The organism is Marichromatium purpuratum 984, assembly GCF_000224005.2.
GTDB classification, from domain to species: Bacteria; Pseudomonadota; Gammaproteobacteria; order Chromatiales; family Chromatiaceae; genus Marichromatium; species Marichromatium purpuratum.
Window position 1 is genome coordinate 1,048,933 of record NZ_CP007031.1, and the last position, 22,817, is coordinate 1,071,749.

Annotated in this window: 23 protein-coding genes; 17 read left to right on the forward strand and 6 right to left on the reverse strand. The window is 66.5% G+C overall.

The features are described from left to right. The first annotated feature begins 74 nt into the window (after positions 1-74). The 6 genes from MARPU_RS04795 to minE all read left to right on the forward strand — a co-directional run bounded on the left by MARPU_RS04795 (position 75) and on the right by minE (position 3,504). A complete protein-coding gene (locus tag MARPU_RS04795) occupies positions 75-398 on the forward strand; it encodes a YbaB/EbfC family nucleoid-associated protein (protein WP_005220340.1) in 324 nt (107 codons plus the stop codon). Between the two features lie 19 nt (positions 399-417). Beyond that, positions 418-1,014, forward strand: a complete 597-nt coding sequence (recR, locus tag MARPU_RS04800; protein WP_005220342.1) for a recombination mediator RecR — start codon at positions 418-420, stop codon at positions 1,012-1,014. Positions 1,015-1,093: 79 nt separating this feature from the next. Further along, positions 1,094-1,438, forward strand: coding sequence for a histidine triad nucleotide-binding protein (locus tag MARPU_RS04805; protein ID WP_005220345.1), 345 nt, complete (start codon positions 1,094-1,096; stop codon positions 1,436-1,438). Positions 1,439-1,632: 194 nt separating this feature from the next. After that, complete coding sequence (gene minC / locus MARPU_RS04810) at positions 1,633-2,364, forward strand: septum site-determining protein MinC (protein WP_005220347.1); 732 nt, start codon at positions 1,633-1,635, stop codon at positions 2,362-2,364. Between the two features lie 51 nt (positions 2,365-2,415). Continuing rightward, positions 2,416-3,225 carry a septum site-determining protein MinD gene (gene minD / locus MARPU_RS04815; RefSeq protein WP_005220348.1) on the forward strand — a complete coding sequence of 270 codons (810 nt, stop codon included), beginning with the start codon at positions 2,416-2,418 and terminating at the stop codon, positions 3,223-3,225. Between the two features lie 3 nt (positions 3,226-3,228). Beyond that, positions 3,229-3,504: a cell division topological specificity factor MinE gene (gene minE, locus MARPU_RS04820; RefSeq protein ID WP_005220349.1), complete on the forward strand. Its 276-nt coding sequence runs from the start codon at positions 3,229-3,231 to the stop codon at positions 3,502-3,504. Between the two features lie 28 nt (positions 3,505-3,532). Here the strand turns inward: minE and dapE are convergent, their stop codons facing one another. The 6 genes from dapE to map form a co-directional block, all read right to left on the reverse strand. After that, complete coding sequence (gene dapE / locus MARPU_RS04825) at positions 3,533-4,675, reverse strand: succinyl-diaminopimelate desuccinylase (protein WP_005220350.1); 1,143 nt, start codon at positions 4,673-4,675, stop codon at positions 3,533-3,535. Beyond that, on the reverse strand, positions 4,672-5,025 hold the full coding sequence (locus tag MARPU_RS04830) for an ArsC family reductase (RefSeq protein ID WP_198015510.1): 354 nt from the start codon (positions 5,023-5,025) through the stop codon (positions 4,672-4,674). The genes dapE and MARPU_RS04830 overlap by 4 nt, the downstream gene beginning before the upstream one ends. Continuing rightward, the gene (dapD, locus tag MARPU_RS04835; RefSeq protein WP_005220352.1) at positions 5,022-5,843 is read right to left on the reverse strand and encodes a 2,3,4,5-tetrahydropyridine-2,6-dicarboxylate N-succinyltransferase; all 822 of its coding nucleotides are present in this window, start codon (positions 5,841-5,843) and stop codon (positions 5,022-5,024) included. Before dapD ends, MARPU_RS04830 begins: the two co-directional genes overlap by 4 nt. Before the next feature lie 55 nt (positions 5,844-5,898). Beyond that, positions 5,899-7,095, reverse strand: a complete 1,197-nt coding sequence (dapC, locus tag MARPU_RS04840; protein ID WP_005220353.1) for a succinyldiaminopimelate transaminase — start codon at positions 7,093-7,095, stop codon at positions 5,899-5,901. Positions 7,096-7,437: 342 nt separating this feature from the next. Continuing rightward, positions 7,438-10,098 (reverse strand): [protein-PII] uridylyltransferase, encoded by a 2,661-nt coding sequence (gene glnD, locus MARPU_RS04845; RefSeq protein WP_005220354.1) that lies wholly within the window; start codon positions 10,096-10,098, stop codon positions 7,438-7,440. A gap of 4 nt (positions 10,099-10,102) precedes the next feature. After that, on the reverse strand, positions 10,103-10,882 hold the full coding sequence (map, locus tag MARPU_RS04850; RefSeq protein ID WP_005220355.1) for a type I methionyl aminopeptidase: 780 nt from the start codon (positions 10,880-10,882) through the stop codon (positions 10,103-10,105). A 535-nt stretch (positions 10,883-11,417) separates the two neighbouring features. Between map and rpsB the strand changes: the two genes are divergently transcribed. From rpsB to lpxD, 11 genes are all read left to right on the forward strand, one after another. Continuing rightward, complete coding sequence (rpsB, locus tag MARPU_RS04855; protein WP_005220356.1) at positions 11,418-12,149, forward strand: 30S ribosomal protein S2; 732 nt, start codon at positions 11,418-11,420, stop codon at positions 12,147-12,149. A gap of 160 nt (positions 12,150-12,309) precedes the next feature. Continuing rightward, positions 12,310-13,197, forward strand: coding sequence for a translation elongation factor Ts (gene tsf, locus MARPU_RS04860; RefSeq protein WP_005220357.1), 888 nt, complete (start codon positions 12,310-12,312; stop codon positions 13,195-13,197). 73 nt (positions 13,198-13,270) lie between these two features. Then, a complete protein-coding gene (pyrH, locus tag MARPU_RS04865) occupies positions 13,271-13,999 on the forward strand; it encodes a UMP kinase (protein WP_005220358.1) in 729 nt (242 codons plus the stop codon). A 1-nt stretch (position 14,000) separates the two neighbouring features. Continuing rightward, on the forward strand, positions 14,001-14,558 hold the full coding sequence (gene frr / locus MARPU_RS04870) for a ribosome recycling factor (protein ID WP_005220359.1): 558 nt from the start codon (positions 14,001-14,003) through the stop codon (positions 14,556-14,558). Positions 14,559-14,662: 104 nt separating this feature from the next. Then, positions 14,663-15,379, forward strand: a complete 717-nt coding sequence (gene uppS, locus MARPU_RS04875) for a polyprenyl diphosphate synthase (RefSeq protein WP_005220365.1) — start codon at positions 14,663-14,665, stop codon at positions 15,377-15,379. 4 nt (positions 15,380-15,383) lie between these two features. Next, positions 15,384-16,214 (forward strand): phosphatidate cytidylyltransferase, encoded by an 831-nt coding sequence (locus MARPU_RS04880; RefSeq protein ID WP_232229499.1) that lies wholly within the window; start codon positions 15,384-15,386, stop codon positions 16,212-16,214. Beyond that, complete coding sequence (gene ispC, locus MARPU_RS04885; RefSeq protein WP_005220369.1) at positions 16,215-17,402, forward strand: 1-deoxy-D-xylulose-5-phosphate reductoisomerase; 1,188 nt, start codon at positions 16,215-16,217, stop codon at positions 17,400-17,402. Positions 17,403-17,408: 6 nt separating this feature from the next. Then, a complete protein-coding gene (gene rseP / locus MARPU_RS04890; protein WP_005220371.1) occupies positions 17,409-18,773 on the forward strand; it encodes an RIP metalloprotease RseP in 1,365 nt (454 codons plus the stop codon). 78 nt (positions 18,774-18,851) lie between these two features. Continuing rightward, positions 18,852-21,182 carry an outer membrane protein assembly factor BamA gene (bamA, locus tag MARPU_RS04895; RefSeq protein WP_005220373.1) on the forward strand — a complete coding sequence of 777 codons (2,331 nt, stop codon included), beginning with the start codon at positions 18,852-18,854 and terminating at the stop codon, positions 21,180-21,182. Between the two features lie 17 nt (positions 21,183-21,199). Next, the gene (locus MARPU_RS04900) at positions 21,200-21,724 is read left to right on the forward strand and encodes an OmpH family outer membrane protein (protein WP_005220375.1); all 525 of its coding nucleotides are present in this window, start codon (positions 21,200-21,202) and stop codon (positions 21,722-21,724) included. A gap of 40 nt (positions 21,725-21,764) precedes the next feature. After that, complete coding sequence (lpxD, locus tag MARPU_RS04905; RefSeq protein ID WP_005220376.1) at positions 21,765-22,811, forward strand: UDP-3-O-(3-hydroxymyristoyl)glucosamine N-acyltransferase; 1,047 nt, start codon at positions 21,765-21,767, stop codon at positions 22,809-22,811. Positions 22,812-22,817 lie beyond the last annotated feature (6 nt).

The window sequence follows — 22,817 nt, forward strand, 5'->3', positions numbered from 1 at the left end:
CGAGCGTCGCGTCATGCGTTGTCCCCGCCGGGGGCGCGATGTCCCCAATCACCCGTCAACGAGGTAGATCCAAGATGAAAGCTGGACTCGGTGGCCTGCTCAAGCAGGCGCAGAAGATGCAGGAAGAGATGCAGCAGGCGCAGGCACGCCTGGCCGAGGAGGAGGTGACCGGCGAGGCCGGTGGCGGTATGGTCAAGGTGACCATGAACGGCAAGTACCAGACCAAGCGTGTCGAGATCGATCCCTCGCTGCTCGGCGACGACAAGGAGATGCTCGAGGACCTGATCTCGGCGGCGATCAACGACGCCACCCAGCGTGTCGCCGAGAAGATGAAGGAGACCATGTCGTCGGTGACCGCCGGCATGCCGCTGCCTCCGGGCATGAAGTTCCCCTTCTGAGTCCGTTGGTCGAGCGCGCATGAGCGAGCGGGCCCTGCTCGATCAGCTGATCGATGCGTTGCGCTGTCTGCCCGGGGTCGGGCCGAAGTCGGCGCAGCGCATCGCCTTCCACCTGCTCGAGCGTGATCGCGAGGGCGGGGCGCGGTTGGCGCGGGTGATGGCCGAGGCGATGACTCGTATCGGTCACTGCGATCGCTGTCGCACCCTGACCGAACGCGAGCGCTGTGCGATCTGCGCCGATCCCCACCGCGATGCCGGATTGCTGTGCGTGGTCGAGCAGCCCTCCGAGGTCGTCGCCATCGAGCAGGCCACCGACTTCGGTGGACGCTATTTCGTCCTCGGCGGGCGGCTCTCGCCGCTCGACGGGATCGGTCCGGCCGAGCTGGGACTCGACCGGCTCGAGGCGCTGCTGGCCGAGGGCGTGGTGCGTGAGCTGGTGCTCGCCATCAGCCCGACGGTCGAGGGCGGAGCGACGGCGCAGTTCGTCGCCGAGCTGGCCACGGTGCAGGGCGTCGCGGTCACCCGGATCGCCCAGGGCGTGCCCCTGGGCGGGGACCTTGATGCGCTCGACGGCGGCACCCTGGCGCTCGCCCTTGCCGGGCGCCGCGCCTTCTGAAGGGACCGGCGGGCCAGAGCCGCGCCGGTCATCCGCCCCCGAGCGGGGCGATATCTCGATCTTGGGAGCGAACATCAGGATGACCGATACCATCTTCGGCAAGATCGCCCGCGGCGAGGTCGAGGCCGACCTCGTCTACGAGGACGAGGACGTCGTCGCCTTCCGCGACCTCAGTCCGCAGGCGCCCACCCACCTGCTGGTGATCCCGCGCAAACCGATCCGGACTCTCAGCGAGGCCGGTGCGGAAGATGCCGAACTGCTCGGCAAGCTGTTGCTGGTCGCCGCCAAGGTGGCCGAACAGGCCGGGATCGCCCGGGGTGGCTATCGCACCGTGATCAACTGCAACGCCGGTGCCGGGCAGACGGTGTTCCATCTGCACCTGCACGTGCTCGGTGGTCGCGCGCTGCAATGGCCGCCAGGCTGAGGGCGGTGGGCTGACGGGGCGTCGCGTCATACCGCCGGCTGGCGGATCCATGACGACGCTTCGTCCCTCTCACTCTATGCCGGCGCGCGTCGAACGGGTAGCATTGCCGCTCGACAGGGTGGTCGTCCGCGCTGCAGCGGCCGGCGGGACTACAGCATGGAGACCTGGGGGCGCGAGACGCTCGAGATCACACTATGGCAGCGAATCCACAATCGCTCGAAGGTGAGGCCGCAGCGGCCTTCGAGCTCAAGGCGGCGGGGTTCACCCTGCCGATCTTCAGACTGCTCGGTGACGACATGGAAGCCGTGGCCAATCAGCTCAGCGCCAAGGTCGGCCAGGCCCCCGACTTCTTCCGCAACACCCCGATCGTGATCGATCTCGGCGACTTTGCCGGCGGCGAGGTCGAGTTCCCGCTGTTGGTGGGGTTGTTGCGTGGTTACGGCATGATCCCCTTCGGTGTACGGGGCGGCAGCAAGGCACAGCACGCCAGCGCCGAGACCATGGAGCTGGCGGTGCTGGGCGAGAGTTATTCGCGTGCCGCGCGGGCGGGTAGCGCCAACGCCGAGGGTGCCGAGCACGCCGCCGCCGAGGAGCCGGCGCGCGCCTCGATGCTGGTGGCCCGTCCGGTGCGCTCCGGGCAGCGTCACTATGCCGCCGGCGGCGACCTCTCGGTGGTCGGGGCGGTCAGCTCCGGGGCCGAACTGATGGCCGACGGCAACATCCATGTCTACGGCCCGCTGCGCGGTCGCGCGATGGCGGGTGTCAACGGTGACCTGGAGGCGCGAATCTTCTGCCAGGACCTGCAGGCCGAGCTGGTCGCCATCGCCGGCCACTACCGGGTGAGCGAGAACATCCCCGCCGAGCTGCAGGGGGTCCCGGTGCAGATTTTTCTCGATCAGAAGATCCTGCGCATCGAGAAACTGTGAATCGATCCGGGGACCGACGAACGGAACACTCCCCATTAGGAGGCTGCAACTTTGGCGAGAATCATCGTAATCACCTCGGGTAAGGGCGGGGTCGGCAAGACGACCACTGCCGCCGCGCTGGCCATGGGACTGGCCCAGAAGGGTAAGCGCACGGCGGTGGTCGACTTCGACGTGGGGTTGCGCAACCTCGACCTGATCATGGGTTGCGAGCGACGCGTCGTCTATGACTTCGTCAACGTCATCAAGGAGGAGGCAACCCTCAACCAGGCGCTGATCCGCGACAAGCGCAGCGACCACCTCTACATCCTTCCGGCCTCGCAGACCCGCGACAAGGACGCGCTGGCCAAGGACGCGGTGGGGCGAGTGCTCGAGGAACTCTCCGACAGCTTCGACTTCGTCGTCTGCGATTCGCCCGCCGGGATCGAGCATGGCGCGACCATGGCGATGTACTATGCCGATGATGCCATCGTGGTCACCAATCCAGAGGTCTCCTCGGTGCGTGACTCCGATCGCATGCTCGGTATCCTGTCGAGCAAGTCGCGCCGCGCCGAGAACGGCGAGGAGCCGATTCGCGAGCACCTGCTGCTGACCCGCTATGATCCGCGTCGGGTCGACAACGGCGATATGCTCAGTGTCGAGGACGTGCAGGAGATCCTGTCGTTGAGCCTGCTCGGGGTGATCCCCGAGTCCAAGGCGGTGCTGAGCGCCTCCAACGCCGGTGTCCCGGTGATCCTCGATCGTGACAGCGATGCCGGACAGGCTTACGCTGACACGGTATCGCGCTATCTTGGGGAGGATATCCCGCACCGCTTCACCGAAGCGGAGAAGAAGGGCTTCCTGAGCCGTCTATTCAAAGGGTGACCCATGGGCCTACTCGACTACTTCCGCTCCTCGCAGCCGAAGGGCTCCGCCAACGTTGCCAAGGAACGGCTGCAGATCCTGGTGGCGCACGACCGGGCCGCGCGCGACCGCCCCTCCTATCTGCCCAAGCTGCAGCAGGAGATCATCGACGTCATCCGCAAGTACGTCGATGTCGACATGAATGCGGTCTCGGTCAACTACGAGCAGGAAGACGCCCACGAGGTGCTGGAACTCAATATCGTGTTGCCGGAGGCGGCGCAGCAGCGGCTGGCGCCCTGAGCGCGCGCCGCTGCTGTCTGTTTGAGTCTCAGGCCGCGTTTCCCAGCAGTCGTTCGAGAATGCCGGCGTAGACGTCGCTGAGCTGGTCGAGTTCGTCGACCCCGACGCACTCGTTGATCTGATGGATGGTGGCGTTGCGCGGCCCCAGTTCGACCACCTGTGCGCCGCTCGGGGCGATGAAGCGCCCGTCCGAGGTGCCGCCAGCAGTCGACAGCTCGGTGGTGATGCCGCAGTGCTCGGCGATCGCCGCGCGCGCGGCCTCGACCAGCGCGCCGCTGGGGGTGAGGAAGGGTTCGCCCGAGAGTCGCCAGTCGAGCGCGTAGTCGAAGCCGCCGGCATCGAGAATGGCGGTCACTCGTCGCTTGATGGTGGCCGCGTCGAGTTCGGTGGAGAAGCGCAGATTGAATTGCGCGGCGAGTTCGCCCGGCACCACGTTCTCCGCCCCGGTCCCCATGTTCAGATTGGCGATCTGCAGGCTGGTCGGCGGGAAGTGATCATTGCCCTGGTCCCATGTCTCGGCGGCGAGATCGGCCAGCGCCCGGGCGCTCTCGTGGAAGGGGTTGCGGGCGAGCGCCGGGTAGGCCACGTGGCCCTGCTTGCCGCGCACCTTGAGAAAGCCGCTGATGCTGCCCCGGCGCCCGTTCTTGATGGTGTCGCCGAGCTGTTGACTGCTCGACGGCTCGCCGACCAGCGCGTAGTCGATGTGCTCGCCACGTGCGTCGAGACGGCGCATCACCTCCACCGTACCCGCGGTCGCGGGCCCTTCCTCGTCACTGGTGATCAGCAACGCGATCGATCCACGATGATCGGGGTGATGCGCGACGAACGCCTCCAGCGCGCAGACGAAGGCGGCGATCGAGCCCTTCATGTCCGCTGCGCCGCGCCCGTAGAGCAGCCCGTCGCGGATGGTCGGCGCGAAGGGGGGCGAGTCCCACTGTTCGAGCGGACCGGGCGGCACCACGTCGGTGTGTCCGGCGAAGCAGAACAGCGGGGCTTGATCGCCGCGACGGGCCCAGAGGTTGGTGACGCCGTCGCGGGGCATTGCCTCGATCCGGAAGTCGAGCGCGGCGAGGCGCTCGGCGAGCAGTTGCTGGCAGCCCTGGTCATCGGGGGTGACCGAGGGGCGCGCGATCAGCTCATGGGCGAGCTGCAGGGTGGGGGAGAGGGTCATTGCTGGAACCAGGTCTCGTAGTCTGCGGCGCTGAAGCCGACCCGAACGATTTCGCCGTGCTCGAGCAGCGGGCGACGGATCAGGGTGGGGTGGGCGAGCACCAGCGCGCGGGCGCGCGCCGTGTCGAGCGCGGTGCGCTGCTCGGGCGGGAGCTGGCGCCAGGTCGCCGAGCGGCGGTTGATGAGCTGCTCCCAGCCGAGCGCGGCGAGCCAGACGTCGAGCCGTGCGGGATCGAGGCCGTCGGCGCGCAGGTCGTGGAAATGATGATCGATATCGCGCGCCCGTAGCCAGGCGCGCGCCTTGCGCACGGTATCGCAGTTGGCGATACCGTAGAGCACGATGGTCATCAGATGTCGCGCAGCAGCTCGTTGATGCCGACCTTGCCGCGGGTCTTCTCGTCGACCTGCTTGATGATCACCGCACAGTAGAGGCTGTGGCTGCCGTCCTTCGCGGGCAGGCTGCCGGGGACGACCACGGCGCCGGGCGGCACCCGGCCGAAGCAGATCTCGCCGGTCTCGCGGTTGTAGATCTTGGTGCTTTGGCCGATGTAGACGCCCATCGAGATCACCGCGCCCTCGCCGACGATCACGCCCTCGACGATCTCCGAGCGCGCGCCGATGAAGCAGTTATCCTCGATGATGGTGGGCGCGGCCTGCACCGGCTCGAGCACGCCGCCGATGCCGACGCCGCCGGAGAGATGTACGTTCTTGCCGATCTGCGCGCAGGAGCCGACCGTGGCCCAGGTGTCGACCATGGTGCCGGAATCGACATAGGCGCCGATGTTGACGTAGGAAGGCATCAGCACGCAGCCGGGGGCGATGTAGGCGCCCTTGCGCGCGGTCGCCGGCGGCACCACGCGCACCCCGGCCTCGCGGAACTCGCGCGAGTTGGCGTCGGCGTACTTCGAGGGCACCTTGTCGTAGTAGTTGGTGAAGCCGCCCTTCATGAACTCGTTGTCGGTGATGCGGAAGGACAGCAGCACCGCCTTCTTCACCCAGTCGTTGACCACCCAGTCGCCATCACGCTTCTCGGCCACGCGCAGCTCGCCGCGGTCGAGTCGCTCGATGGTGTCCTGGATGGCGTCGCGTACATGGGTCTCGACGCTGCGCGGGGTGATCTCGGCGCGGCGCTCGAAGGCCTCGACGATGATGGATTGTTGCTCGCTCATGGGCTCGGTTCTCTCGTTGCTGAAGGTTGGAACGGATTCGGTCGGGGACGCCGGATCACAGCCGCGCGAGACAGCGGCGGATGCGATGAGCGGCGTCGACGCACTCGTCGAGCGGGGCCACCAGGGCGAGACGGATACGCCGCTCGCCCGGATTGTGGCCATCGACGGTGCGCGAGAGGAAGCTGCCCGGCAGCACGGTGACGTGCTCCTCGGCATAGAGCCGGCGCGCCAGCTCGGTGTCGCTGATCGGGGTCTCGGGCCAGAGATAGAAACCCGCCTCAGGGAGACTGAGCGGAAGCGCGCCGTCGAGCACCTCGGCGACGGCGGCGAATTTCTCGCGATAGCGCGCGCGATTCTCGCGTACGTGTGCCTCGTCGCGCCAGGCGGCGATGCTCGCGTGCTGGTGGTGCAGCGGCATGGCGCAACCGTGATAGGTGCGGTAGAGGAAGAAGCGTTCGATCACCTCGGTGTCACCGGCGACGAAGCCCGAGCGCAGCCCCGGCGCGTTGGAGCGCTTGGAGAGGCTGTGGAAGACCACGCAACGCGAGAAGTCGGGGTTGCCGATCGCCGCCGAGACCTCCAGCAGTCCAGGCGGCGGCGCCTGCTCGTCGAGATAGAGTTCGGAGTAGCACTCGTCGGAGGCGATGACGAAGTCGTGGCGGTGCGCCAGGGCGATCAGCTCGGCGAGGGTCTCGCGATCGGCCACTGCGCCCGTGGGGTTGCCCGGCGAGCACAGATAGAGCAGCTGACAGCGCTTCCAGGTCGCTGCGTCGACCGCCGAGAAGTCGGGCATGAACCCGGTCTCGGCGGTGCAGGGCAGATAGCGCGGCTCGGCCCCGGCGAGCAGCGCAGCGCCCTCGTAGATCTGGTAGAAGGGGTTGGGCATCAGCACCAACGGGGCCGGTGTGGCGCGTGTCACGCAGGCCTGGGCGAAGGCGAACAGCGCCTCGCGGGTGCCGTTGACCGGCAGCACCTGGCGCTCTGGGTCGATCCCCGCGCCAAGCGCGAAGCGCTGGCCGAGCCAGTCGGCGATCGCCTCGCGCAATGGCGCCAGCCCACGGGTGGTGGGATAGGCCGAGAGCCGGTGCAGGTGCGCGATCAGCGCCTCGCTGACCAAGCTCGGCGTGGGGTGTTTGGGTTCGCCGATCGAGAGCGCGATGTGATTGCGATCGGGCGGCGGCTCCAGCCCCTGCTTGAGGGTCGCGAGACGCTGGAAGGGGTAGGATTGGAGACGGTCCAGATCCGGGTTCATAGAGACAACGGGGGCTACTGGCCGACGGGCCGCGTGAGCGCGCCGGACGCTGGGAAAAAGCATCTAGTATAGGCGAAGGGCGGGGGCGGCTCCATGGGGGCGGCCGTTGCGCCCAGCAGTCAGCGGATTGAACCGCAAAGCCGCCAAGGACGCGAAGGGGGAAGCGGCCACCAGCCACCAGCCGCCAGTCGCCAGTCGCCAGTCGCCAGTCGCCAGTCGCCAGTCGCCAGTCGCCAGCGGTCAGCCACCAGCCGCCAGTGGCGAGCGGCGTCGGCGTCTTGCATCCAAACCCCTTTGCGGTCTTCGTGTCTTTGTGGTTCAAGCTCTCGCTGGCCGCCTGGGTCAGCGCTCGTCCCGGGTGTGTTGTTCGAGACGCTTGCACACCTCGCGGCGCAGGCAGGCGAGGGCGTTTTCGCAGGTGATCGGGGTGTCGTCGGTGTCGGTGATGAAGAAGACGTCGTCGACCTCGGCGCCGACGGTGGCGATCTTGGCGTTCTGCAGCCGTACCCCGCAGTCGCGGAACACCGCACCGACCTCGGCGAGCAGGCCGGGGCAGTCGAGGGTGCTCAGGCGCATGATGGTGCGGCGGTTGGGCTCGTCGGTGGAGAAGCTCACCCGGGTGTCGACCGGGAAGCAGCGGTGACGGCGTGGTAGCGTGCGCGCGACGCGGATCTCGCTGTCTTCCTCGTGGAGCAGTTCCTCGGTCAGCGCGGTGCGGATCTCTTCCATGCGCAGTGCGCCGTCGACCGGGTTGCCGCCCTGGTCGAGCACCTGGTAGCTGCTCACCGCCATGCCGTCGTCGGTGGTCATCACCCGTGCGTCCATGATGCTCAGTCCGAGCTGATCGAGCATGGCGGTGGTGCGCCCGAACAGGTTGATGCGATCGGCGGTGTAGATGAACAGTTCGCTGGCTCCACGCGCGGTCACCGGACGGATCACCGTCAGTGGCAGCAGTTCGGGGTCGGCGCAGAGGATCTGGCGACTCTGCCAGGCGATCTCGTCGGGTGAGTTGTGGAGGAAAAAGTCGAGGCTGAACTTGCTCCACAGCCGGCGGCAGGCGTCGGGGTCGGCGCCGTAGCGCGCGACCAGTCGCAGCGCCTCGAGCTGTTTCTGCTGGATCAATTCGTCCTGCGCCTGGGGATTGTCGAGCCCGCGCAGCAGGGCGCGGCGGGTGCCGTGATAGAGCTCGCGCAGCAGCGCGTCCTTCCAGCCGTTCCAGCGCTCGGGGTTGGTGGCGCGGGCGTCGGCGACGGTGAGCAGGTAGAGATAGTCGAGCCGGTTGGGGTCGCCGATGCGCTCGGCGAAGGTCTGGATCACCTCGGGGTCGCTGATGTCCTTGCGCTGGGCGGTCATCGACATCACCAAGTGGTTCTCCACCAGCCAGGAGACCAGGCGGCTGTCGAAGGCGCTGAGGCTGTGCTGCTGGCAGAAATCCCAGGCGTCGCGAGCGCCGAGCTGGGAGTGATCGCCGCCACGTCCCTTGGCGATGTCGTGGAAGAGTCCGGCGAGATAGAGCAGTTCGATCTTGGGGATGCGCCGGGCGATGGCGCTGCACAGCGGGAATTCGGCGTCGTGCTTGGGGATGGCGAAGCGGCGCAGGTTGCGGATCAGGCTGAGGGTGTGTTCGTCGACGGTATAGACGTGGAGCAGGTCGTACTGCATCCGTCCGACGATATTGGCAAAGGCGGGGATATAGGCGGCGAGTACGCCGTAGCGGTTCATGCGCCGAAACGCGTGGGTCAGCCCGTTGGGCTCGCGCAGGATCTCCATGAACAGGCTGCGCGCGCGCAGGTCGTCGCGGAACTTGGCGTCGATGCGGTGATGGTTCTCGCGGATCAGGCGAATGGTGCTGGCGCGGATGCCTTCGAGTTCGGGGCGGGTCTGGAGTAGATGGAAGACCTCGAGCAGCGCCAGTGGATAGCGCTGGAAGACCCGCGGATTGACCACCTCGAGATAGCCGCTGCGCGACTGGAAGCGGCGATTGATGGATACCGGCGGGCCGAGTGCGTCGCGCAGCAGGATCGCCTCGCGAAACAGCTGCAGCAGCATCTCGTTGAGGCGGTTGAGTTCCTGCACGGTACGGTAGTACTGCTGCATGAACTGCTCGACGGCGAGGTTGTTGGGGCCGTCGCAGAAGCCGAAGGCGTGGGCCAGGGCGCGCTGGTGGTCGAACAGCAGCCGGTCCTCACGTCGTCCGGCGAGACGGTGCAGCGAGAAGCGGATGCGCCACAGCAGCGCCTGTCCCTCGATCAGGGTGTGGTACTCGGCCTCGGTGAGGAAGTCGTGGCGAACCAGGTCGTGGAGTGTCCTGGCGGCGAAGTGGCGCTTGGCTACCCAGGCGATCATCTGGATATCGCGCAGTCCGCCGGGGTTTTCCTTGATGTTGGGCTCGAGATTGTAGGCGGTGCCGCCGTATTTCTCCCAGCGTGCCCGCTGCTCGGCGGTCTTGGCGGCGAAGAAACGGGCGCTGTCCCAGATCCGCCCCGGACCGGTGACCTCGAGCATGCGCGCATAGAGCGCGCTGCCGCCGGCAAGCAGACGCGCCTCCATCAGGTTGGTCATCACGGTGACGTCCTGGTCGGCCTCGCGTACACAGTCCTCGACGCTGCGCACGCTGTGTCCGACCTCGAGTCCGATGTCCCACAGCAGGGTAAGCAGGATCTCGAGCTGGTTTGCAAGGCGCGGCTCGGCGTCGGGCGCGATCAGGACCATGATGTCGACGTCGGAGGCCGGTTGCAGCTCGCGTCGGCCATAACCGCCGACGGCGACCAGCGTCGCGCTCTCAGTGTCGCCGAGGTGCTCGGCCCAGAGGTCGCGCAGCACGCCGTCGATGAGGTCGCTGTGGGCGAGCACCAGTTCGGTGACCGGTGCGCCCTGGTCGAAGCGGGTGTAGAGCGACTCGCGCCCGACCCTGAGTCGTTCCCGGTAACTGTCGATGCGGGCGCGATGCGGCAGTGGGTCGGGGGCCTGGGACGGGGCAGGGGTGGGCGCGGTGTCGCTCATGGCTTCAGTCCTCGTTGTCCTCGCGCTCCTCGCGTCTCAGGGTGAGGATTTCGCTGCCGTCGCTGGTGACCAGCAGCGTGTGCTCCCACTGTGCCGAGAGGCTGCGATCCTTGGTGACCACGGTCCAGCCGTCGGGCAGTTGCTTGATGTGGCGCTTGCCGGCGTTGACCATCGGCTCGATGGTGAAGATCATCCCCTCGCGCAGCTCCAGTCCGGTGCCGGGCGAGCCGTAATGCAGGATTTGCGGATCCTCGTGGAAGCCGCGACCGATGCCGTGACCACAGTACTCGCGCACCACCGAGAAGCCCTTGCCCTCGACGAAGTGCTGGATGGCGTGACCGATGTCACCGAGGGTGGCGCCGGGGCGCACTTGATCGATGCCGATGAACAGCGCCTCGCGGGTGACCGTGCTCAGGCGGCGGGCGAGGATCGAAGGCTCGCCGACGAAGAACATCTTGCTGGTGTCGCCGTGGAAACCGTCCTTGATGACGGTGACATCGATGTTGACCACATCACCCTTCTTGAGGCGCTTGTTGCCGGGGATGCCGTGGCAAACCTGGTGGTTGACCGAGGTGCAGATCGACTTGGGAAAGCCGTGATAGTTGAGCGGCGCGGGGATCGCCTGCTGCACCTCGGTGATGTACTGGTGACAGATGCGGTCGAGTTCCTCGGTGGTCACGCCGGGCTGGACGTGCGGCTCGATCATGTCGAGCACGTCGGCAGCGAGCCGGCAGGCGACACGCATCTTCTCGATTTCTTCTGGGGTCTTGATCGGCACACTCATCGGCTGGTCGCAGGAGTCCAGGTAAAAATGATAATCGGTTTCTTCAAGGAGCCATCGGCCAGGTGCCGGGTGCGGGCTTGTGTCGGCGGAGGACGCCCGGGCTCGGACGAGCCGGAATGGCGAGACGCCGGGGCGCGTTCGTGCTGTCCCCGGGAACACCGCGATGCCTAGGCAGCGCGGGACCGAATGTATCGGTAATTGCTCGTAGTGAGCCGCCTATGCTATAAAATGCGGCGCGTTGCCGCAAACTGCATGAACCCTTCGCCCGTTCATGTAAGGGTGCGAGGCAGGCTTGCCAAGCGGAAAACTTCGGTTTTTCGCTTTCGTTTTTCAGGTCAAACCTCCAAGATACGCGCCGGTCGCGATCGACTCTCGCGCACGGGCCTTGTGTCCGTCGTCCGGGGTCGTCGGCCGAAACCACTGCTCACACACGCGTCGACACATGCGACTGGGTGCCTGCCTGGCAGGTTGTCGCGTGGGATGCGTGGAGGCCCAACCCGATATCACAGGAAGCAATACCTTGAGCAAGATCACGATGCGCCAGATGCTGGAAGCCGGTGTCCACTTCGGTCACCAGACCCGGTACTGGAACCCCAAGATGGCCCCCTTCATCTTCGGCCACCGCAACAAGATCCACATCATCAACCTGGAGAAGACCCTGCCGCTGTATGAAGAGGCGGTCAACTTCATGGGTTCGCTGGCCGCCAACGGCGGCAAGATCCTCTTCGTCGGCACCAAGCGCGCCGCGCGCGACGTGCTCAAGGAAGAGGCAGCGCGTTGCGGGATGCCCTACGTCAACCACCGTTGGCTCGGCGGCATGCTCACCAACTTCAAGACCATCCGTCAGTCGGTCAAGCGCCTGAAAGAGCTTGAAGCGATGTTCGAGGATGGCACCATCGAGCGCTTCAACAAGAAGGAGGCCCTGGGCCTGTCGCGCGAGCGTGACAAGCTCGAGCAGAGCATCGGTGGTATCAAGAACATGGACGGCCTGCCCGATGCCATGTTCGTGGTCGATGTCGGTCACGAGAAGAATGCGGTCAACGAGGCCAACAAGCTTGGCATCCCGGTCATCGGTGTGGTCGATACCAACAACGAGCCGAGCACCGTCGACTTCGTCATCCCCGGTAACGACGACGCCCTGCGCGCCGTGCGTCTCTACATCACCGGTGCTGCCGACGCCATCCTCGATGGTCGTGACACCGCCGCAGCGATGGTCGGTCGCGACGAGGTCGAGCCGGTCGCGGCCGAAGAGGCCGCCGCGGAGTAAGGCCCGCGCGGCCGTATGGCCGCGCATCCGCGTGCCCGGCGCGTCGGATTGCTCCGGCGCGCCACAGATTCCCGGGGCCCGCCGTCATCGATGATGACGGCGGGCCCTTTCCGAGATCCCGAATTCAATCGCCCGCAGGGGCGGCAGAGGTAGTTTAGACATGGCGATTACCGCGGCATTGGTGAAGGAACTGCGTGAGCGCACCGGCGCCGGCATGATGGAGTGCAAGAAGGCGCTGGTTGAGAGCAACGGCGACATCGAGGCAGCCATCGAGGCGATGCGCAAGTCCGGCCAGGCAAAGGCGGCGAAGAAGTCCGGCCGTACCGCGGCCGAAGGCGTGGTGATGGTGGCCATCGCCGAGGACGGCAAGCGCGGCGTGCAGCTCGAGGTCAACTGCGAGACCGACTTCGTCGCCAAGGACTCCAACTTCGAGGCCTTCGCCGAGGCCGCGGTGGCCACCGCGCTGAACAGCGACGCGGCCGATGTCGAGGCACTCTCCGCGCTGCCGCTCGCCGGTGATGGTGAGACCACCGTCGAGGGCGCGCGTGCCGCGCTGGTGGCCAAGATCGGCGAGAACGTCCAGCTGCGTCGTCTGGTGCGTTTCGACGACGTCGAGGGCGCCCTCTACAGCTACAGCCATGGCGCGCGTATCGGCGTGGTGGTCGAGCTGGTCGGCGGTGACGCTACCCTGGGTCGCGACATCGCCATGCACGTGGCCGCCAGCAAGCCGTTGTGCGTGAGCGCCGAGCAGGTGCCCGCCGAGACCCTCGAGAAGGAGCGCGAGATCTTCAAGGCGCAGGCGCTCGAGAGCGGCAAGCCCGAGGCGATCGTCGAGAAGATCATCGAGGGTCGGGTGCGCAAGTACCTCGAAGAGATCACCCTGCTCGGTCAGGCCTTCGTCAAGGATCCCGACCAGTCGGTCGAGAAGCTGCTCAAGCAGGCCGGTGCCCAGGTGCGTCGTTTCTCGCGTGTCGAGGTCGGCGAGGGCATCGAGAAGAAGACCGAGAACTTCGCCGAAGAGGTGATGGCTCAGGTTCGCGGCAGCTGATCGTCTGCTGTATCCTGACCGACATCGAAGAAACGCTTTCCCCCGACCGCAATCCTGACGAGGTATACCGGGCATGACCGCCGCCGCCCCAGCCTATCGACGCATTCTCCTCAAACTCAGTGGTGAGGCGCTGATGGGTGGGGGGGCACACGGTATCGACCCAGATGTCCTCGAGCGTTTTGCGTGCGAGATCCGCGACCTGGTGGCCGATGGTGTCCAGGTCGCGCTCGTCATCGGTGGGGGCAACATCTTCCGTGGCGCCGGTTTGGCGGCGCGGGGGATGGATCGTGTCACCGGCGACCAGATGGGCATGCTGGCGACAGTGATGAACGCCTTGGCGATGCAGGATGCGCTCGAGCGCCTGGAAGTCTCTTCCCGGGTGATGTCGGCGCTGAAGATCAACCAGGTGTGTGAGGATTACATCCGTCGGCGCGCCATGCGCCACCTCGACAGGGGGCGGGTGGTGATCTTTGCCGCCGGGACCGGAAATCCGTTCTTCACCACCGATTCTGCGGCCAGTCTGCGCGCGATCGAGGTCGGCGCGGAGCTGCTGGTCAAGGCGACCAAGGTCGACGGCATCTACTCCGCCGACCCGGTCCAGCACCCCGACGCGGTCTTCTACAGCCGGATCAGCTACGATCAGGCGCTGCGCGAGGGTCTCAAGGTCATGGATACGACGGCGATCGTGCTCTGTCGAGACCATGGAATGCCACTGCGTGTAATGAACATCAACGAGTCGGGTGCCCTGCTGCGGTTGGTCCGTGGCGAGGACATCGGCTCGCTGGTCGTAAGCGGGAACTAACATGATCGACGATATCAAGAAAGACGCTGCAGAACGCATGGCCAAGAGCGTCGAGGCGCTGTCGCACGAGTTGGCGAAGATTCGCACCGGTCGTGCCCACCCCTCGCTGCTCGATCACGTCATGGTCTCCTACTACGGCTCCGACGTGCCGATCCGCCAGGTCGCCAACATCAACGCCGAGGACTCCCGCACCCTGAGCGTGGTGCCCTGGGAGAAGAACCTGGTGCAGGCGATCGAGAAGGCGATCATGCAGTCCGATCTCGGTCTCAACCCGAATTCCGCCGGCACCGTGATCCGCGTGCCGATGCCGCCGCTCACCGAAGAGCGTCGTCGCGACCTGATCAAGGTTGCTCGCAGCGAGGCCGAGCAGGCGCGGGTGGCGATCCGCAACATCCGCCGCGACGCCAACAACGAACTCAAGGAGCTGGTCAAAGAGAAGATGATCTCCGAGGACGACGAACGTCGTGGTCAGGAGATCGTGCAGAAGCTCACCGACCAGAACGTCAAAGAGATCGACGTCGTCCTCGCCGAGAAGGAAGAGGATCTGATGTCGATCTGACCAGGGGCACGGTGCCAGCCTGTTCAAGTATTGTGGAAACTGCAACGTCTCCCGGCGTCGTCGCCGCTCCCGAGACCCCGGTGCCCGCTCATGTCGCCATCATCATGGACGGCAACGGGCGCTGGGCAAAGCGGCGAGGGATGCCGCGTACAGCTGGTCACCGCGAGGGCGTCAAGAGTGTGCGTGCGGTGGTCGAGGAGGGCGTGCGCCGGGGGATCGGAACCCTCACGCTGTTCGCCTTCAGCAGTGAGAACTGGCGCCGCCCGCCCTCCGAGGTCAACATCCTCATGGAGCTGTTCATGAGTGCGCTGCGCGGCGAGGTCCGGCGTCTGCACGAGCACGATGTGCGGTTGCGGGTGATCGGCGAGCGCACCGCCTTCTCCGAGCGGCTCCAGCAACGCATCGCCGAGGCCGAGCGGCTGACCGCCGACAACGCCGGCCTCAACCTGCAGGTGGCGGCCAACTATGGTGGGCGCTGGGACATCACCCGCGCCGCGCGTCAACTGGTCGCCGATGTCCAGGCCGGGGTGATCGCCCCCGAGGCGATTGACGAGGCGGCACTCGCCGATCGCCTGTCCTTTCCCGATCTCCCCGAGCCCGACCTCTTCATCCGTACCGGTGGCGAGCAGCGTCTGAGCAACTTCATGCTCTGGCAGTCGGCCTACTCGGAACTCTTTTTCAGTCCGGTGCTGTGGCCGGACTTCGATGCCTCGGCCTTTGCTGAGGCGCTCGATTTCTACGCCGGCCGCCAGCGCCGTTTCGGCCGCACCGGTGAGCAGGTCGAGGCACTGAACGCGGTCGGCCGTTATGGACGGGGTTGATTGCATGGCCGTTGCACCCATGAGCGCGCTGCGCAAGCGCACACTCACCGCGCTGGCGCTGGTCCCGCTGGTCATCGGCGCGGTGTTGTGGCTGCCGACGTCGCTGTTCGCGCTGGTCCTGGGCGGGGCGATCGGGGTCGGCGCCTGGGAGTGGGCGGCCCTTGCCGGCGTCACCGATCGACGCTCGCGGGCGCTCTACCCGCTGCTCGTGGCTGGCGCCATGGTGCCGCTCTGGTCATATCCCCAGGGGCTGCTCTGGCTCGCCGTCGTCAGTGCGCTGTGGTGGCTGTGGCAGGCCCGGCGACTGTTGTCGATGCGTAGCATCGCCCCGGCCTCCGGCATCGATGGACGGCTGCTGGCCGTCGGGCTGCTGGTGCTGGTCGCGCCCTGGGCCGCGCTGGTGACGTTGCACGATGCCGCTGGTGGACCGGCGCTGGTGCTCTTCCTGCTCTTCGTCATTTGGAGTGCCGACACCGGCGCTTACTTCACCGGTCGGCGCTGGGGGCGGACCAAGCTCGCGCCGGTGCTCAGCCCCGGCAAGACACGCGCCGGCGTCTACGGCGGCGTCCTAGGGGCGGTGCTGTGCGCGTTGGTGTTCGCCTGGCTCCAGGGGCTCGCGCCGCTGCATGGGCTCCTGCTGTTGTTGATCAGTGCCGCAACCGCGCTGATCTCGGTGGCCGGGGATCTCTACGAAAGCCTGCTCAAGCGCCGTCGTGGCGTGAAGGACTCGGGCCAGCTCCTGCCCGGTCACGGAGGCATGCTCGATCGCATCGACAGCCTGACCGCGGCCGCGCCCCTGTTCCTGTTGGGCACCACCTTGATCGGAGTTCGATAAGTGATAGGCGTGACCGTACTTGGTTCGACGGGTTCGATCGGTGTCAGCACCCTCGATGTGCTCGCCCGCCATCCCGACCGTTTCCGGGCCGTGGCCCTGACCGCCAACACCGACGCCGAGCGCATGGCCGAGCAGTGTCGCGCGCACCGTCCGCTGTTCGCGGTGATGGTCGATCCCACGGCCGCCGCGCGGTTGCGCGTGCTGCTCGCCGACATGCCCGGCCGCCCCGAGGTGCTCGAGGGGGTCGAGGGGCTCGAGCAGGTCGCGGCGATGCCTGAGGCCGACTCTGTGATGGCCGCCATCGTCGGTGCCGCCGGGTTGCGTCCCACCCTGGCTGCCGCGCGTGTCGGCAAGCGGGTGCTGCTCGCCAACAAGGAGTCGCTGGTGGTCGCCGGCGCCTTGCTGATGCAGGCCGTCGCCGACAGCGGCGCCGAGCTGCTGCCGATCGACAGCGAGCACAACGCCATCTTCCAGTGTCTGCCGGCGAACTTCGCCGATGGACTCGAACGCGTCGGCGTCGAGCGCATCCTGCTCACCGCCTCGGGCGGCCCCTTCCGCGAGTGGCCGCTGGAGCGGCTCGCCGACGTCACCCCCGAGCAGGCTTGCGCTCACCCGACCTGGGAGATGGGGCGCAAGATCTCGGTCGATTCGGCGACCATGATGAACAAGGGGCTGGAGGTGATCGAGGCCTGCTGGCTGTTCGGTACCGATACCAGTCATATCCAGGTGGTGGTGCATCCGCAGAGCATGATCCACTCGCTGGTGCAGTACGCCGACGGTTCGGTGCTCGCCGAACTCGGCAACCCCGACATGCGTACCCCGATTGCTCATGCCATGGCCTGGCCCGAGCGCTTCGCCTCGGGGGTCGAGCCGCTCGATCTGTTCGCCGTCGCCCGGCTCGATTTCCAGGCCCCGGACTTCGAGCGCTTCCCCTGTCTGGCGCTGGCCTTCCAGGCCGCTGAGCAGGGTGGGACTGCGCCGGCGGTGCTCAATGCCGCCAACGAGGTCGCGGTCGCGGCCTTCCTCGATCGGCGCGTCGACTTCCAGGGGATCGCCGCGGTCGTCGGCGGTACCCTCGAGGCCATGCCCAACGAGGCCGTCGCCGGGCGCGACGTCGACTTCCTGCTCGATGTCGACCAGCGTGCGCGGGCGTGTGCGGAACGCTTCGTGCGGCAGCGGGTCAGTTAGTCCGTCATGGACATGCTCTTCACCGTCATCGCCTTCGTCGTTGCCCTCGGCATCCTCATCTCGGTGCACGAGTTCGGTCATTTCTGGGTCGCCCGGCGTCTCGGCATCAAGGTGCTGCGCTTCTCCATCGGCTTCGGTCGTCCGCTGCTGACCTGGCAGCGCTCGCCGGACGACACCGAGTACGTGCTCGCCGCGTTGCCACTCGGTGGCTATGTGCGCATGCTCGACGAGACCGAGGACGAGGTCCCCGAGCGCGAACTGCATCGCGCCTTCAACCGCCAGCCGCTGTGGAAGCGGGTGGCGGTGGTCTCGGCCGGCCCGTTCTCCAACCTGCTGTTCGCGGTGCTGGTGTACTGGGCGCTGTTTCTCGGAGGCGATGTCGGTCTGCGTCCGCTGATCGGCGAGGTCGAGCCGACGAGTGTGGCCGCCGAGGCCGGTTTCGTGTCGGGTGACGAGCTGGTACGGGTCGGTGACCGCCCGGTGCGTAGTTGGGAGGAGGCGCTGTTCGCGCTGACGGCCGAGGCGCTCGACGGCGAGCCGATCACCATCGGGGTTCGCGATGCCGATCAGGTCTCGCACGAGCGCGTGCTGCCGGGCGAGGCGCTGGCCGGCATCGCCGAGTCACCCGATCTGGTCGAGCGTCTGGGGCTTGCGCCGCAGCGCCCGGCGCTGCCGCCGGTGGTCGGCCGTCTGGTGCCCGGCGAGCCGGCCGAGCAGGCCGGGTTGGCCGTCGGTGATCGTATCCTCGCCGCCGACGGTACCGCGGTGACACGTTGGCGTGACTGGGTCGCACTGGTGCGTGAACGACCGCGCCAGCCGATCACGCTGGAGGTCGAGCGCGGCGCTGGCGAGCGGGTGACGCTCGAGATCGTGCCGCGCGCGCTTGTCGAGGGCGAGCACACGGTGGGCCGGATCGGCGCCGGGGTGGACGTCCCCGACGACCTGATGGCCGACTACCGGGTGGAGATCCATCATGACCCGCTCGAGGCCCTGGTGCGCGCCGGCGACAAGACGCTCGACACCAGTCTGATGATCTTCAAGGTGATCGGGCGCATGCTCGTCGGTCAAGCCTCGGTCGAGAACCTCAGTGGCCCCATCGCCATCGCCGAGACCGCCGGGCGTACTGCCAGTCACGGACTCGAGTCCTTTGCCAAGTTCCTGGCGATGTTGAGCATCAGTCTCGGCGTGCTCAATCTGTTGCCGATTCCGCTGCTCGACGGTGGCCACCTGGTCTACTACCTGATCGAGGGGGTCAAGGGCAGTCCGCTCTCGGAGACGGCGCTGGCCAATGCCCAGCGGGTCGGCTTGGTGCTGATCGTCGGGCTGATGGTGCTCGCCTTCTACGTCGATCTGTCCCGGCTCTTGGGCTAGACACAGCCGATCCCTTATACTGGCGCCTCTCGACCGTCGACTGCGTCGCACACTCGGCTCGATCCAGAGGACTCTCTCTTGCGCGCGATATCTCCGAATCCACGCGGCCGCGTCCGGCGTCCGACCCTGCTGTTCGCCCTGTTGCTGGCGTTCCCTCTCTCGGCGCTGGCCGAGGTGTTCCAGATTGCCGACATCCGTGTCGAGGGGCTGCAGCGTATCGCTCCCGGCACGGTGTTCAACTATCTGCCGGTCCAGGTCGGTGATACCGTCGGTGACGGTGTCACCGGCGGCATCATCCGCTCGCTCTATCGCACCGGTTTCTTCGACGACGTCCGCGTCGAGCGCGATGGCAACGTGTTGGTGCTCTGGGTGCGCGAGCGTCCGGCGATTGCCGAGATCGAGATCGTCGGCAACAAGGACATCGAGACCGAGGCGCTCGACTCCGCGCTCGCCGACATCGGCCTCAAGGAAGGGCGGGTGTTCAACCGCTCGGTGCTCGATCGTATCGAGCAGGAGTTGGAGCGGCAGTACTTCGCGCGTGGCAAGTACGGCGTGCTGGTGCAGTCGACCGTCTCGCCGCTCGAGCGCAACCGGGTGGCAGTGCGCATCGAGATCACCGAGGGGCTGACCGCGCGCATCAAGCAGATCAACATCATCGGCAACGATGCCTTCAGCGAGAAGGCGCTGCGCAAGCAGTTCGAGCTGGGGCCGACACGCTGGAGTTCGTTCTACTCGAAGAACGACCAGTACTCCAAGCAGAAGCTCGCCGGTGATCTGGAGCGGTTGCGCGCCTTCTATCTCGATCGTGGCTACATCAAGTTCGAGATCAAGTCGACCCAGGTCTCGATCAGCGCCGACAAGAAGGAGATCTATGTCACCGTCGTCATCGACGAGGGCGATCCCTACCGCATCAGCGACATCCAGCTCGCCGGCGAGCCCTCGGTGCCGACCGAGAAGCTCTTCCCGCTGATCGAACTCAAGCGCGGCGAGTTGTTCTCGCGCAAGCATGTCACCGAGAGCGCCGAGCGCATCTCCAACCTGCTCGGCGACGAGGGCTACGCCTTCGCCAACGTCAACACCGTGCCCGAGATCGACGAGGCGTCGCACGAGGTGGCGGTGACTTTCTTCGTCGACCCGGGCAAGCGCGTCTATGTCCGCCGCGTCAACATGAAGGGCAACACCCGCACCCGTGACGAGGTGCTGCGTCGCGAAATGCGCCAGCTCGAGACCGCCTGGTTCTCCGCCGACCTGGTGCGCAAGTCGCGCGAGCGGTTGCAGCGGCTCGGTTATTTCGATGATGTCAGCATCGAGACCCCGCCGGTTGCGGGCTCGCCCGATCAGGTCGACGTCGACGTCACCGTCGAGGAGAAGCCCGCGGGCAACCTCGCCGCCGGTATCGGTTTCTCGCAGTCGCAGGGCATTCTGCTCAACGCCAGCGTCACCCAGAACAACTTCCTCGGCACCGGCAAGCGGGTGGGGCTGGCTTTCAATACCAGCACCGCCAACCGTCGCTATCAGCTCGCCTACACCAATCCGTACTACACGGTCGATGGCATCAGTCGCGGTTTCAACCTCTCCTACCAGGAAACCGACTTCGACGAGCTGATCGGCGCCGATTATTCCACCGACGTGGGCATTGCCGGCTTCTCCTTCGGCTTGCCGATCTCCGATATCAGTCGCGCCGGACTCGGTCTGCGCTATCAGTACACCGACTTCTCCCCGGGCGAGTCGGAGCTGGCCGAGGAATTCGTCGCGCGCAACGGGCACACCTTCAACGACTTCGTGCTCTCGGCCAACTATTCCAGCGACTCGCGTGACACGGCGCTGTTCCCGACCCGTGGCTCGTTGCGCACCCTGCGTGCCGAGATCGCCCTGCCGGGCAGTGATCTGGAGTACTACAAGCTGACCTACAAGGAGCGGCTCTACGTCCCCCTGACCTCGCGCTTCGTGTTCTCGCTGAGCGGCGACCTCGCCTACGGTGACGGCTACGGCGAGATCGACTACCTGCCCTTCTTTGAAAACTTCTACGCCGGTGGTCCGCGTTCGGTGCGTGGCTGGCAGGCCAACACCCTCGGTCCGCGCGAGCTGAGCACCAACGACCCGGTCGGCGGTAATCTCAAGCTGGTCGGCAGCATCGAGCTGTTCGCCCCGCCGCCGGTCGGCGGCGATTTCGAGAAGACGCTGCGTCTCGGCGCCTTCTTCGACTTCGGTAACGTCTGGCTGACCGATGACTCCTCGCTGGTCGACAACACCGGCTTCGACCTCGGCGACCTGCGCTACTCGGCCGGTCTGTCGGTGAGCTGGCTCTCGCCGGTCGGGGCGCTGTCGGTGAGCATCGCCTATCCGCTCAATGAGAAGGATGGCGACGAGACCCAGGTGTTCCAGTTCGGGTTCGGTCAGACCTTCTGATCCAGGGGAGGGTACCCGTGAATTTTCGTCTCATCGTCTCGACGCTCCTGCTGCTGGGCGCCACCACCCAGGCGCTGGCCGAGGACGCCGTCGAGGGCTACCGCATCGCGGTGGTCGACCCCAACCGGGTGGTCGAACAGTCGCCCCAGTACGATGCTGCGGGCGATGCCCTGCAGCGTGAACTCGAGGAGCGCGAACGCACCCTGCGTGAACAGCAGGAGCAGGTCGCCGCGTTGCAGCGCAAGCTCGAGCGCGACGGTGCGCTGATGAGCGAGAGCGAGCTACAGCGGTTGCAGAACGACATCCGTAGCCGCACCCGCAAACTGAAATACGCCCGCGACGAGTTCCAGGAAGACTTCGTGCTGCGCCAGAACGAGCTGCGCACCAAGCTGGCTCGCCAGGTCCAGGAGGTGGTGGTCGAGTTGGCCAAGGAGCAGGAGATCGATCTGGTGATCACCGAGGGCGTGGTCTATTTCAGCGATCGTATCGATATCTCCGATCTGGTCATCGAACGCCTCAAGGCGGAGTTTGAAAAACGGTGACCGACGCCTTGCGCGCGCCGGCCGCTCATGAGGTAATCCCTTGGAAATCAGTCTGAAAGAACTCGCGGCGCGCCTCGGCGTGCCCGTGCGTGGTGATGGCGCCGTCCGTCTCGCGCGTGTCGCCCGGCTGACCGACGCGACCCCGGACAGCCTGAGCTTTCTCGGCGACCGCAAGTACCGCCGCCATCTCACCGAGACTCGCGCCGGCGCGGTGATCCTCACCGAGACCGACGCCGAGCACGCCACGGTGCCGGTGCTGATCAGCGACAACCCTTATCTCACATTTGCCCGTGCCGCGCGCATCCTCCATCCGCGTGATCCGGTCGTCGGTGGCGTGCATCCGAGTGCGGTCGTCGACCCCGCCGCGCGGATCGACCCCGGCGCCTGGATCGGTCCGCTCTCCGTGGTCGAGGCCGAGGCCGAAATCGGTCCCGGGGTCTTCGTCGGGCCGAGCTGCGTGATCGGGCGTGGCGTGCGCGTCGGCGCCGAGTCGCGCCTGGTCGCTCGGGTCACCCTGTGTGAGGGGACGGTGATCGGTGCGCGGGCGCTGCTCCATCCCGGCGCGGTGATCGGGCGCGAGGGCTTCGGTTTCGCCAAGGACGGCGAGCGCTGGGAGCGCATCCCCCAGGTCGGGCGGGTGGTGCTCGGCGATGACGTCGAGATCGGCGCCAACACCTCGGTCGATCGCGGCGCGATCGGCGACACCCGAATCGGCGACGGGGTCAAGCTGGATAATCACATCCAGATCGGCCACAACGTCGAAATTGGCGACAATACCGCCATCGCCGCCAACACCGGGATCTCGGGCTCGACCCGGATCGGGCGCAACTGCACCGTCGCCGGGGCCGTCGGCATGGCCGGCCACCTCGAGATCGGCGACAACGTGCACTTCACCGGGATGGCCATGGTCACCCGCTCCTTCCCCGAACCCGGGCTCTACAGCAGCGGCATCCCGGCGATGCCGAGCGCGGATTGGCGGCGTAACGTGGCGCGCTTCAGACACCTCGACGAGCTGACGCGCCGAGTCAAACAGCTAGAGACACACATCGAAACAATGAAACAGACAACAGGGCAGGGGGATTGCTAATGGCGG